We start from the raw sequence: 12,356 nt of genomic DNA, 5'->3' as shown, positions 1-12,356 counted from the left end.
TTGCCAGAGGCGGGGTTAGGCATGGCGCATTTTACCTACAGGGCCATAGGCCGCGATGGCAAGCCGCTGGATGGCACGCTGGAGGCCGAGGGGCTGGAGGTTGCCTCGCGTTTGTTGCGCTCTCAGGGCCTGACCTTGCTGGCGCTGGAGCCGGGCGCGGCGAAGGTGAACCGCAGCACGGGCGGCAAGCCGGTGAAGCGCGAGGACGTGTTATCCACCACCAGCGAGCTCGCGGTGCTGCTGCGCGCCGGCTTACCGCTGGACCGGGCGCTGAAAGTGCTTATCGATATGGCGTCGGAGCCTGCGCTGGAAGCGCTGCTGCAGGACCTGTTGCGGGACGTCAAGGCGGGTAAGGCGCTGAGCCAGGCGCTGCAGCCCTATCAGCCAGTATTCGGCAACTTCTACATCAACATGGTGCGCTCGGGGGAGGCCAGCGGGCAGCTCTCCGCTGTGCTGGACCGGCTTGTGGAATATCTGCAGAGCGCCAAGGCCAACCGCGACAATGTGGTATCGGCATTGATTTACCCGGCTATTCTGCTGGTGGTTGCCGTGCTGTCGATTATTCTCATGCTCGGCTTCGTGGTGCCGCAGTTTGAAACCCTGTTCGAAGATATGGGCGAAGCCCTGCCGCCCCTCACGGCGATGGTGGTCGGGGCGGCGGACTTTATCGCCAGCTATGGCTGGCTATTGCTGCTCGTCAGCGTGGGAACGGGCTGGGCGATACGCAACTGGCTGTCCACCGAGGCCGGGCAGGCGAGCAAGGATGCCCGCTTGCTGAAATTACCGCTGGTGGGTGGGATACTCTTCGAGTTTGAAGTGTCCAAGTTTGCACGCACGGTAGGCACCTTGCTGGGCAACGGTGTTTCCCTGCTCAAGGCAATATCGATCGCCATTGATACTGTCGACAACCGGGTGATCAAGGCGGCGCTGCAGGTGCTGCCACCCGCGGTGAAGTCGGGCAAGCGCATGTCGGTGGCGCTGGAGGAAACGGGGCTGTTCACGCCCATGGTCATTCAGATGACGCGTGTGGGTGAGGAGTCCGGCCGTCTTGATGCGATGATGCTGGAGCTCGCGCGCGTGTTTGACGGCCATGTCCAGGCGGGTGTAAAACGCGGGCTGACCCTGCTTGAGCCAGTGCTTATCCTGGGTATGGGCGCCATTATTGCTGTCATCATTATCTCAATTTTGTTGGGCATTCTGTCCGTGAATGACCTCGCGCTGTAATGGGCGCGTGTGGCTACGGCTTTGCTGATTATTTATCTGTAACGAGGAAAAACGCATGATCTCAGGACGCGGCCGCACTGCGCGGCGCACTTCAGCCGGTTTTACGCTCATGGAACTGCTCGTCGTACTGGCGATTCTGGGCCTGTTGATGAGCCTTGTGGGGCCGCAGGTTCTGAACCAGTTGGGCGGTGCCAAGACCAAGACAGCCGCTATCCAGATCAAGGATCTCGAGCAGTCGCTGGAAATGTACAAGCTGGATGTGGGGCGTTTTCCCTCCACCAGCGAAGGGCTGGATGCACTGGTGAGCAAGCCGGCCAGCGCCGCCGGCTGGAATGGCCCCTACCTGAAATCCGATGTGCCGCTGGACCCGTGGAAACGCGAGTATCAGTACAAGGCGCCGGGGGAGCACGGTGAGGTGGATATCTTCAGCTACGGCCAGAATGGCACGCCGGGTGGTGAGGGCGAAGACCAGGATGTGGGTAACTGGTAGCGCCGCCATGGCGGGCGGCCGCAGGCACCATACCGCCGGGTTCTCGTTACTGGAACTGATGGCGGCACTGGCCATCGCGGGGCTGGTCATGGCCCTTGCCGTGCCGTCCACCCTGCGAATGTATGAAAATATTCGCTACCGTCAGGCGGTGCGGGATGTCGTCACGCTGTTCGCCAGTGCGCGCTATGAAGCGCTGCACAGCGGCCGGGCACAGGCCGTTGAAGTCGACCCCCGGGAGCGCAGTGTGCGATTTGCCGACACCGTCAACGTTCTGCCGGACAGTGTAGCAATGACGGTACACTCGGCCAGTGAGCTGAATCGTGGCGGCGTGGGCGTCATACGTTTCTATCCCGAGGGTGGTGCCAGTGGCGGCGGTGTCGACATTACCTCGGCAGGCGGCGCGGGTGTGAGTATCACGGTGGACTGGTTGCTCGGTTCGGTGACGCAGGAAACCTATGCGGCGCGCTAGGTCGGCACGGGGTTTTTCGCTGCTGGAAATGCTGGTTGCGCTGGCCATCCTCGGCCTCTCTCTGGGGGCGCTGTACCAGGCCACTAGTGGCGCCACGCGCAACGTACGTTCCGCAGAAAAATATGCCTACGGCGTTGAACTGGCCCGCTCCCTGGTCGCGGAGCATGCGCGGGTGCCCGCAGGCGGGCTCAGCGTGCAGGGTGAAACCGCGGGCGGTTTTCTGTGGCGGGTGCAGGCGCGGCCGGCGCAAGCGGGCAGCGGCAGCCTGCCGCCGGGTTCGGTGCAGGATATCGAAGTTGTGGTGCGCTGGAGTGACGGGCGCAAGGCACGTGAGGTGGTACTGAACTCTGTCGCCGCCGGGGTGGCGCGCGAATGAGCGCGGGGCGCCAGCAGAGCGGTTTTACTCTGGTTGAGGTGGTGGTGGCGCTGTCCGTGCTCTCGCTGATCATGCTGGCGACCATCAGCGCACTGCGTACCTTTGCCAATACACAGCAGTCGCTGGACCGCATGATGGGGCGCGTGGATGAAGTGCGTACCGTCAGCAGTCTGCTGCGTGACCTGGTGGACAGTGCCGCTCTGGGTGCAGATGGCGGCGAAGGCTTGACGCTCGGGGGCGGCGCGCGGGATGCCGCCTATTTCGCCGGCTCGGACGGCGTTTTGATGTTCAAGGCGAATATCCTTTTCGGTGAGAACTTCGGTGGCGAGTATGTGCTGCGTTTCAGCCGCGAAGACAGTGCGCTGGTGATGCGCTGGCAGGCGTCCAATGGCGACTCGAGGACGATAGACTGGTCGCAGGCGGCCTCCCGCATACTGGTCAGACAGGTGGATCTGTTCGAGGTGGCCTATAGGCCCGCCCCGCGGGCAGACTGGGTGCCGGAGTGGCAGAACGGCGGTGTGCCAGTGGCGTTGCGCCTGCGTCTACGTGCGGCGGAGCGCTTCTGGCCGGAGCTGATTATGGCGGTACCGCGCTGATGCGTGGCACGGCGTCGGAATATTCCCCCTCACTGATACGTCATGCGAGGAGTCAGGGTGGTGTTGCGCTGGCCATGGTGGTCTGGTTTGTGGCGGCCATGTCTGTGCTGGTGATGGGCATTGTGTCCGAAGCGCGCGTGGATGTGCGCATGGCACAAACCCATATTGCGCGAGCGAAGGTGATGGCAGCGGGGGACGGCGCAATCAGTTTGCTGCTTTCCCGGCAGGCGTTGTTGCGCGAGGCACAAGCAGGGCCGGGGGAAGACGGCCTGGAGCCGGCACTGGAGGCGCAGTTCATGCTCGGAGAGCAGCCGGTGCAGGTGCGCATGACGCCGGTTTCACGCTTGCTGGACCTGCACAGCGCCGATCCGGAGCAGCTGGCGATGGTCTTTAGCGAGGCGGGTCGCCTGCAGCGGGAAGATGCCCGACGCCTCGCGGCCGCTGTGGTACAGTTGCGCGGTGGCCGGGCGATCGGCGTTGGCGTCGGGTTCCGGCCGAAAACGGTAGAGGACTGGCTGCAGTTGCCCGGATTTGACCGGGTCCTGCTGGATGGCCTGCGCCACGTTCTGCGGATGGATGATGAGGCCGCGTACCGCCTCGACGCCGTGATGGATTATGATGGTCGGCGCTGGCTACGCAGGCGCTGGATAACATTGCAGGGCGGTTCGGGTGCGAGCGGGTTCCCTTGGCAAATAACACGAACCGAGGCGCCGCGAGTGCTTGACGACAGAACAACAACAGCTGGGGCACGCTAGGCGCTATGCTCGATCAATCCCGACAATGGCACCTCTTCGGCTACGATATGCGCCGTATAGGCCACCACTGGCAGGTTGCCTGGGCAGAATGTCTCTGGGGTGACCGCTCCCCCGTGCGTGCGCGCCTTGATGAAGTGGTGCACGTGGAAGGTGGCGGCGTGCAGGGCAAGTTTCACGCCGGTGCCCTGGTTGCCGCGGGCGAGCCGACCTGCGCTGCCATCGTGTTGCCGGATTCCCTGGTGTTGTTCAAGACCCTGCACCTGCCGCTGGCCGCCGAGGATGAATTGGAATCGGTCATGCGCTTGGAGATTATGGCCAACAGCCCGTTTCCGGCGACGGATACGGCGGCCGGCTGGTCCCTCAGTGAGCGCGGTGACAAGGGGCTGCAGGTAGAGCTGGCGATTGCTTCCCGCAGTGCCGTCATGCGACACCTGGGCCAGCACCACGACGTGCATGCCATTGATGAACGTGAGGTCTGGGCTCTTGCCGGCGCGCGGCCCATTGTGTTGCGCGGGTTTGCTGAGGGTGCACGCCTGGCGCGTTATCAGCGTCGCCTGCTGCGTATCGCGCTGCTACTGGGTGGTGCCTTGCTGTTGGTGCTGCTGATTCTGGCGCTGGCGGCGGGTGGCAAGTATGTCAGGTTGCAGCAGTACGAGGCGCTCGCGGCGCGGGTGGAGAGCGAGGCGGCCGAGGTGACGCGGCAGCGCCAGTCGCTGTCTGTAGCCAATCAGACCATTCTCGCCGTGAATGACGTGTTGCGTGAGTATCCGGACCCCCACCGTGAGCTGGCGCGGCTGACCGCCCTGTTGGGAGATGAGGCCTATATTCTGCAATACACCCAGCGTGGCCGCGACCTGCGCTTGCGGGGCCGTGCCGAAGATGCCGCTGGCGTGGTGCAGAGCCTGACGCGGGAAGAGGCCTACGAAGAGGTCGCGGACCAGGGCATCACGGCAGTGGGTAGCAGTGGGGTAGAGCAGTTCAATGTCAACGTGCGTTTGCGTGAGGGTGGGCCGTGAACTGGTTCCGCAACAACCCGCGTTACGCCGTTATGGTGCTGGGTACACTGGCGCTGCCCGCTTTGCTGCTGTTGTACCTGGCAATCAGCCTCTTCGGCATGCGCAGCGGCTATCAATTGCAGATAGAGCGCTTGGAACCCCGTATCGCGCGTTTACAGGGGCTTCTGAACCGTGAAGAGCAGGTGCGCGATGCGGCGCGGGTGGTGGGTTCCGACGTGCTTGACCTGGTCTATCCGGCCACCGATGACGCGGGTACCGTGTCGGCGAATTTGCAAAAGAACGTACGCGAGATATTGGGTGCAGCAGGCCTGTCTGTGAGCAATAGCCAGATACTGCCGGTGCGGGAGAAGGACGGGTTCGACCATATAGCCGTCAAGCTGACAGCATCCGGTGGTTTGCCCGCGCTGGATACTGCGCTGGCGGACCTCAATGCCTATTTGCCGCTGTTACTGCTGGAGTCTATCGAGGTCTGGCCCAACCGCAGCCGGGCTCGCGCTAGTGAAGCCGAAGAACAAACGATCACCACAACAGTGCAGGTGTTGGCGTTGAAGGTGCGCTCGTGAGGCGCGTTGGTGCGTTACTGGAGCACTTCCGCGTGCAGCATGAGCCGCAGCGGACAGAGCGCCGGGTAGAACTGGCGGTGCTGGTGCTGGCGCTGGTGTTGCTGCTGCAGCTTGCCTGGTTTTTGTTGGGCATTCTGCTGCCGCCGTCCCCGGAGCCCATCGAGCCAACCGATGCTTCCCTGACGGTGGCCGACCGTATAACAGGGCGACTGCTGGATACCGGCGACAGCGCGGAACTGCGCGACCGACCGCTGTTCTGGGCAGGTCGCAGGCCCGTGGACAACAGCGCCGCACCGGTTGCGGAGGCGCCTGAGGAAAAGGCATCTCAACTCAAGGGGGTGCGTCTGCTGGGCATATTTGGCGTTGGGGATGTAGGCGGTATCATTGTGCGCGCCGATGGCAAGCAACAGCGTCTGGCGGTGGGTGAGTCGCTGCAGGGCTGGACTCTGGAATCCATGGACGGCACTGGCGCCACGCTGGTCAGTGCGACCGGTGGCGAGGAGCGGCTCACGCTTGAACGTGTCCACGGAGCGCGGTCAGTGCGAGCCGAGTCGCCACCCGTGCCGGACGCGAAAGCGCCCCGTAGAGGGCCTGGTCCGCAGCCTGGTGACGGCGCGGACGAGTTGACACTCGGCGGCCGGCGTTGATTCACGGGAATGAAATCGGGGCAGTGCGTAGTGCGCTGCTGGCCATTACGAACAGGGCAAGATCAAGGAAAGGTTATGTTGCGACGGTCCTCTAGGTTGCTATTGCTGGTGCCACTGCTAACCAGCTGTGCGCTGCTGGACAACCAATACCGCGGCGAGCCATCGGAGCCGTCTGCCGGTATTGCCGCCCCGGGGGCGCAGGAGCCGGCCCTTTCACGCAGCGCCGGCGAGCTTGCCGATGCAGCCGAGGAGCGCGTCAAGCCGGTCCTCTATCGCGGCAATGATCGACAGGTTCGCGTACCGGAGAAGCGCGATGCCGTGCGGCTGGTGGGCGATGCCGTCAGCCTCAACTTCGAGGATGCCCCCCTGAGCGAAGTGGTGCACGCTGTACTCGGCGACATACTGGGCCTGGACTACATTCTCGACGGTCCGGTCAACGGCACCATCACCCTGCGTTCCCGCACGCCCATCCCGCGCGACCAGTTGCTGACGATCCTCGAGTCACTGCTCAGTGCCAACCAGATGGCGATGGTCCGGGACAGCCAGGACCGCTACCTGGTGACGCGAACCCAGCAGGCGAGCCGTCAGGCACCGCGCCTGTCAAATCCACGCGACCCGGGTGCCGGCTACAGTACAGTGATCATTCCGCTGCAATACATCAGCGCCAGCAACATGGCGGAGATATTGCGGCCGGTGGCGGATGACCCGGCCTTCCTGCGTATCGACAACACCCGCAACCTGCTTTTGCTGGCGGGCACGCGCTTGCAGATAGACGGCTGGCTGGACATGGTTGATACCTTCGATGTCGATCTGCTCAAGGGCATGTCCGTGGGCCTGTTCACTCTTGAACACGGGCGTGTGGGCGATACTGCCAATGTCCTTCAGGGCATGCTGAACAGTGGCGGCAACGGCAATGATGACGTCGGGCAACTGGTTAAAATCATTCCCATCGAGCGCTTGAACAGTCTGCTGGTGGTGACCCCGCGTTCGCACTACCTCGACACGCTGGGCACCTGGATCGAGCGCTTGGACTCGCGGCCGGATTCCAAGTTTGAGAAACGCCTGTTCGTCTACCCGGTGCAGAACACCACGGCGTCCCGGTTGGCGGATCTGATCAGCAATATCTACGCGGGTGGTGGTAGTAGCAATGCACGCAGTGGCTCCAGCGTCACCGGCAGCTACGGCAGCGACCGTGATGTCGCCCCCGGATTGTCCATGGAGTCCATTGGTTCTTCCAGTTCAGGTGGGAGTGGGTCGGGTGCCGGTGGTTATGGCAGCGGTTCCAACAGTTCTGGCAGCTCCGGCTTAAGCGGCGGTCTTAGTAGCGACTTTGGCAGTGCGTCGGGTGGCGGCGCCAGCGCCGCCACGCTGGGCGGTGGCGATGACGGGGGTGTCGCGGATGTGCGTGTGGTGGCGGACGAGGAAAACAATGCCCTCATGATCTACGCCACAGGCAAGCAGTACGACCTGATCAAGGATGCCCTGCGTCAACTGGATGTCATCGCGACGCAGGTCATTATTGAAGCCAGTATTCTTGAGGTCACGCTCACCGATGAGCTCCGTTATGGGCTTGAATGGACATTCAAGAACGGCTTCGGCACCGACTACGATGGCTTTGGCCAACTGGCCAACAGTGGTGGTGGGCCCGCGGCGACCTCGCCCGGGTTCTCCTACACGCTGACCAATTCCCTGGGCGACATCAGTGCCGTGCTGAATGCGCTCTCCGAGGATTCACTGATCAATGTGATCTCCACGCCGTCGGTGATGGTGCTGGATAATCATCCTGCTTATATACATGTGGGTGACCAGGTGCCGGTACGCCAGGGAACGTCCTCCACGGATGGCGGCACAGTCACCGAAAACATCGTTTACCGGGACACGGGTGTGAAGCTGATGGTGCAGCCCTCGGTGAACGCCGGGCAGCTGGTGACCATGGATGTGGAACAATCGGTCACCGACGTGGGTACGGTGGATTCTGCCACGGGCCAGCGCACCTTCCTGGAGCGCAATATCATGAGCCGGGTGGCTGTGCGCAGCAATGAGTCCGTAGTGCTGGGCGGTCTTATTCGGGAGAATGCCTCGGCCACGGACTCCGGTTTGCCTCTGCTGCACCGCGTTCCCGTGCTGGGTACACTGTTTGGCACCACCTCTACCGAGAACCGGCGTACCGAGCTGCTGGTGATCATTACCCCGCGGGTGATCAACAATGAACAGGAGTTGCGTGATGTCAGTCGAGAGCTGCGCTCGCGCGTGCGCAACATGGAGCTGATCAAGACGCCCCTGGATGCCGAGTAGCGCCCCGGTGCTGGTCTCCATCCACATGCCGAAAACAGCGGGCCTGAGTTTCCGGGCCGCGCTCGAAGAGCATTATGGCGCCGGCTTTGCGCCGGATTATGCGGATTACCCGTTGGCCAGCCCGCTGCCGCAGCGGCATGCCGCTGCGTTGGAGTTCAGCCTGGCCGCCGAACCCTCAGCCTACCGGCAGGTTGGCTGCATCCATGGCCATTTCCTGCCGATCAAGTACTTGCTGCTGGCGGACTATATGGAGTGCCGGTTTGTCACCTGGTTGCGCGAGCCCCTGCAGCGCCTGGTATCCCACTACTATTACTGGCAGCGCAGCTACGATCCGGCGGCAGATGACACCTCCAGCCTGCACCGCAGGGTGGTAGAGGAAGCCTGGACGCTGGAGCAATTCTGCCTGGCCCCCGAATTGCGCAACGTGTATAGCCAGTTCCTGTGGGCCTTTCCGTTGCGAGCCCTCGATTTCGTGGGAATTACCGAATATTTCGCAGAAGATTTGCGTGATTTTTCCACACAATTCCTGGGAATAAATGTTGAGCCGCAGTTTGCCAACGCCGCCGAGGTGCCCGCCGGGCCCGAGCAGCTGCGCCCACGGCTGCGCCAGCAGGTGCGTGAATTTCACGCGCAGGATCTGGCGCTTTACCAGTGGGCGCTGCAGAAACGTGAGGCGCGCCGGCAGGCTCTGCTCTGATTCGCCGGCACTTCCCGTCCCCTCCACGGGCGCGGTATAATCCCCGTCCAATGCAACAAAAGGTAATATATTCAGTATGTTATATGCAATGTATCGACTCCCGGCAGTGCTCCTGGCGGCGCTCGTTTTCTCTCTGGCAGCGGGGTGCAGCACCGCGCCATCACAGCCGGATACGCTCACTCCCGCTGAGACCGCGGCACTGGAGGAGCGTGTGCGCGGCCGCTGGCAGGCCCTCATCGACCGGGACTTCGAAGCGGTCTATGCCTACGCTTCACCTAATTACCGAGCTGTTTTCTCCAAGAGTATGTTTATTCGCAATTTTTCCTATTCGCTGGATTGGCAGTTGACAGCTGTTGAAGTCCTTGCCTATGATGCCGAGGCAGCTGTGGCGAGTGTGGCGGTTCGGGTCATGTCCAAGCCGATCAAACAAACCTCGGTGTCAGCTCAGTTCGGGTTTATGCCTTCAACTGTTCGCGAGCGATGGGTTAGCATCAATGGCGAGTGGTGGCATAGTGCCAGTGGTTGAGAGGGCACGTTGGTTGACAGCTGGCTGCAGTTAGCAATAATAGCGCTAGCAATCTGTACTTTGGTTGTGAAGTAAAAACACATTAGGAGTCTCCTTATGAATGCAAAGTTTAAGCCTCTGGGTCTTGTTGCTGCAGTAGCAGCGGCAACCGCAGGTTACAATGGTGTTGCTAATGCCCAGCTGGAGCTGGCTGCATCTAGCGACCTGGGTAACCTGGCACTGATCCCTTACTACACGGTCCGTGACGGTAACGTCACTGGCGTTCACATCACCAACACCAGCGATGCTACTCAGGTCGTTAAAGTGCGTCTGCGCCGTGGTACCGACTCCATGGACGCCCTTGACTTTAACCTGATCCTGTCCCCGAAAGACGTATGGACTGGCTTCCTGGCGGCGGAAGGTGAAGATGTTGTCTTCAACACCACTGACAGCTCTTGCACCGCGCCTGCGACTGCTGGCGGCAAGTTCACCATGCCCGGTATCTACCGTGCTGACGCTGATGAAGGCTACATCGAAATCATCGGCATGGGCCAGCCGCTGACCGAAACTGCGCCTATTGCAGTTTCCGCCAAGCACGACTCAACAGGCGTTCCTGCTGACTGTGCTGCTGTTCGCGACAACTTCTTCGCCAACGGCGTAGCAACCACCACTCGTGGTGTTATCGACGGTGAAGCCTCCGTACAGCGCATCGCATCTACTGGCACCACGCTGGCACTGAACGAGTACGAAGCTCCAGAGAACGCCCTGAAAGTATCCTACTTCGTACGTGACGCCGGCAGCGGCCGTGAGTTTGGCAATAGTGCAACGCACATCGCCAACTTCCTGGTAGATGCCTCCATCACCAACCAGCAGTTTGGTCTGTTCTCGGGCGACCTGCTCGGCTTCGACTACCCTGACCTGAACGGTGGCGTAGGCGCTGGTCTGGATCGCGATCGCTTCAAGGAGCTGCGTGCAGTTCTCGGCGGCGCTTCTGTGATCAACGACTGGTCTGCCAACGCTGACCTGAACGTGGGCACTGACTGGGTTATCACTTTCCCCGGCCAGTACACCATGCTGGATCTGCCTCACTACTTCGCGTCACTGCTGACTGCAGGTACTGACGATGCAATCCCTTGCTTGGCAGGCGCGCCGATTGCGGCGAACACGTTTGACTCAACTGGCTCTGTCGACTCAGATGACTTCAGCGTTTCAGGCGCATGTGACCACCGCGATATCCCGGCCGTAGCCACGTTCGACGTGTACGACCGTGAAGAGCAGCAGCGTTCACAGCCCGATGGCGAGCTGGTTGTATCTCCTGCCCTGCCGGGTCAGGTAGTTCAGACTCTGCTGCCTTTCGAAGTTAACGTGGTTCAGTGGGGCGCCGAGCCCGTACTGGGCAGCGAGAACTCCGACATCGTGGTTGCTGTGCCCGACAGCCCCTTCGGTTGGGCCGAGCTGAACGTTCGCAGCGCTTCTAGCAAAACTCAAGCGGTCTGTGAAGCTTCTGCCAACAGTGCGAACTTCAACATCGGTGAAGGCCTTGATGCGATCGTTGGTGCAGTTGTGGCCTACGGCTGTGACTCTACTGATGTGAATGCCAACGAGATCCCGAAAATTGGTTTCGTAGCTTGGGAGCGTAGCTTCCCGGCTAACCCCGACTCCAACTACGGTCGTATCGTTGAGCACTCTTACGGTGGTGTAGGTAGCTAAGTAGCTCACCGTAATAGCGTCGCAATACGCTGTTGTAGTAAAATGAAGGCCGGCACCGAAAGGTGCCGGCTTTTTTTATTGTCTGAGGTTTTTGCATGCTACTTTTCCGTTTTCTCAGCCCCGTTGTGCTGTTGCTGGGCGTTGCCCTGAGCGCCATTGCCGATGAGCCCGTTGCCATCGCGGACGGCGAAACACGTATCAATCGTGCCGAACTGGAGCAGGTGGTGGCGCGCTGGAGTGCCGAGATGCGCTCGGCGGCAGCCAACGATTTGGGTGACCGCATGGAGTTGCTCAATATTGCCATGATGAACAAGCGCCTTGCCGCATCTGCGGATGAAGCGACCCCCGAGACACACGGGGATGACTACTGGAAGTTGCACTTCCAATTGCAGGGCCTGAAACGCCGTTTCGCTATCGAGCAATTGGTCAAGTCCATTGATGTGCCCGACATGTCCGCTCTGGCCGAGGAGCGCTACACCACGGACAAGGATAAGTTCGCCTTTGTCCCGGAAAAGCGCCTCACCTCCCATATCCTGTTTGTGTGCCCCCCGGGCCAGTGTGATCGCGAAACGGTGCGCCCCGTCGCCCGTGAGGTCCTGGCAGAATTGCGCGCCGGCGCTGATTTCGAAGCATTGGTGGCCGAACATTCACAAGACCCTGGCTCGCGTGACAAGGGTGGCCGTTTCGACAAGTGGTTCAGCCTTGGCGAGAAAGGTGTGGAGCCACGCTACACCGGTGGCGCTTTTGATATTGCTGAAGTGGGTGGCTATTCCGATTTGGTCGAAACCCAGTTCGGCGTGCACATCATCCGTCTGGATGACATACAGCCTGAACATTACCTGCCCTTTGAGGAGGTGCGACTCGCGATTCTCCAGAGCCTGAGAGCCGAATATCAAAAACTCGCGGTACAGGATTTTGAGGCCGGTCTCATGATTTCGGATGAGGCGTACATCAACGGTGATATCGTGGACGAGCTGCTCGCCCCCTACAAAGCCGAGCCCTGATTGGGCTCG

14 protein-coding genes are annotated in these 12,356 nt (G+C 61.2%); all 14 read left to right on the top strand.

The genetic code is table 11. The features are described from left to right. The first annotated feature begins 21 nt into the window (after window positions 1–21). A complete protein-coding gene (locus EGJ68_RS15150) occupies window positions 22–1,224 on the top strand; it encodes a type II secretion system F family protein (protein WP_123035411.1) in 1,203 nt (400 codons plus the stop codon). 55 nt (window positions 1,225–1,279) lie between these two features. Beyond that, a complete protein-coding gene (gene gspG, locus EGJ68_RS15145; RefSeq protein ID WP_123035410.1) occupies window positions 1,280–1,714 on the top strand; it encodes a type II secretion system major pseudopilin GspG in 435 nt (144 codons plus the stop codon). A gap of 7 nt (window positions 1,715–1,721) precedes the next feature. Continuing rightward, window positions 1,722–2,183 (top strand): pilus assembly FimT family protein, encoded by a 462-nt coding sequence (locus EGJ68_RS15140; RefSeq protein WP_123035409.1) that lies wholly within the window; start codon window positions 1,722–1,724, stop codon window positions 2,181–2,183. Next, on the top strand, window positions 2,170–2,559 hold the full coding sequence (locus tag EGJ68_RS15135; RefSeq protein WP_123035408.1) for a type II secretion system protein: 390 nt from the start codon (window positions 2,170–2,172) through the stop codon (window positions 2,557–2,559). The genes EGJ68_RS15140 and EGJ68_RS15135 overlap by 14 nt, the downstream gene beginning before the upstream one ends. Next, window positions 2,556–3,155 carry a PulJ/GspJ family protein gene (locus EGJ68_RS15130; protein ID WP_123035407.1) on the top strand — a complete coding sequence of 200 codons (600 nt, stop codon included), beginning with the start codon at window positions 2,556–2,558 and terminating at the stop codon, window positions 3,153–3,155. The genes EGJ68_RS15135 and EGJ68_RS15130 overlap by 4 nt, the downstream gene beginning before the upstream one ends. Further along, on the top strand, window positions 3,155–3,910 hold the full coding sequence (locus tag EGJ68_RS15125; protein WP_158283696.1) for a hypothetical protein: 756 nt from the start codon (window positions 3,155–3,157) through the stop codon (window positions 3,908–3,910). Before EGJ68_RS15130 ends, EGJ68_RS15125 begins: the two co-directional genes overlap by 1 nt. 5 nt (window positions 3,911–3,915) lie before the next feature. Next, window positions 3,916–4,926 carry a type IV pilus biogenesis protein PilM gene (locus tag EGJ68_RS15120; protein ID WP_123035405.1) on the top strand — a complete coding sequence of 337 codons (1,011 nt, stop codon included), beginning with the start codon at window positions 3,916–3,918 and terminating at the stop codon, window positions 4,924–4,926. After that, entirely contained in the window at window positions 4,923–5,489 is a 567-nt protein-coding gene (gspM, locus tag EGJ68_RS15115) for a type II secretion system protein GspM (RefSeq protein ID WP_123035404.1), read from the top strand. The genes EGJ68_RS15120 and gspM overlap by 4 nt, the downstream gene beginning before the upstream one ends. Further along, window positions 5,486–6,136, top strand: coding sequence for a hypothetical protein (locus EGJ68_RS15110; RefSeq protein WP_158283695.1), 651 nt, complete (start codon window positions 5,486–5,488; stop codon window positions 6,134–6,136). The genes gspM and EGJ68_RS15110 overlap by 4 nt, the downstream gene beginning before the upstream one ends. A 75-nt stretch (window positions 6,137–6,211) precedes the next feature. Next, a complete protein-coding gene (gspD, locus tag EGJ68_RS15105) occupies window positions 6,212–8,431 on the top strand; it encodes a type II secretion system secretin GspD (RefSeq protein ID WP_233248853.1) in 2,220 nt (739 codons plus the stop codon). After that, window positions 8,421–9,128 carry a hypothetical protein gene (locus tag EGJ68_RS15100; RefSeq protein WP_123035401.1) on the top strand — a complete coding sequence of 236 codons (708 nt, stop codon included), beginning with the start codon at window positions 8,421–8,423 and terminating at the stop codon, window positions 9,126–9,128. The genes gspD and EGJ68_RS15100 overlap by 11 nt, the downstream gene beginning before the upstream one ends. 211 nt (window positions 9,129–9,339) lie before the next feature. Further along, window positions 9,340–9,654: a hypothetical protein gene (locus tag EGJ68_RS15095; protein WP_199228068.1), complete on the top strand. Its 315-nt coding sequence runs from the start codon at window positions 9,340–9,342 to the stop codon at window positions 9,652–9,654. Window positions 9,655–9,750: 96 nt separating this feature from the next. After that, window positions 9,751–11,343, top strand: coding sequence for a hypothetical protein (locus tag EGJ68_RS15090; protein ID WP_123035399.1), 1,593 nt, complete (start codon window positions 9,751–9,753; stop codon window positions 11,341–11,343). Window positions 11,344–11,438: 95 nt separating this feature from the next. Next, window positions 11,439–12,347: a peptidylprolyl isomerase gene (locus EGJ68_RS15085; RefSeq protein WP_123035398.1), complete on the top strand. Its 909-nt coding sequence runs from the start codon at window positions 11,439–11,441 to the stop codon at window positions 12,345–12,347. Window positions 12,348–12,356: the final 9 nt, after the last annotated feature.

It is taken from the genome of Haliea alexandrii, from assembly GCF_003719295.1.
GTDB classification, from domain to species: domain Bacteria; phylum Pseudomonadota; class Gammaproteobacteria; order Pseudomonadales; family Halieaceae; genus Haliea; species Haliea alexandrii.
This window is presented reverse-complemented; position numbering and strand designations above follow the sequence as displayed.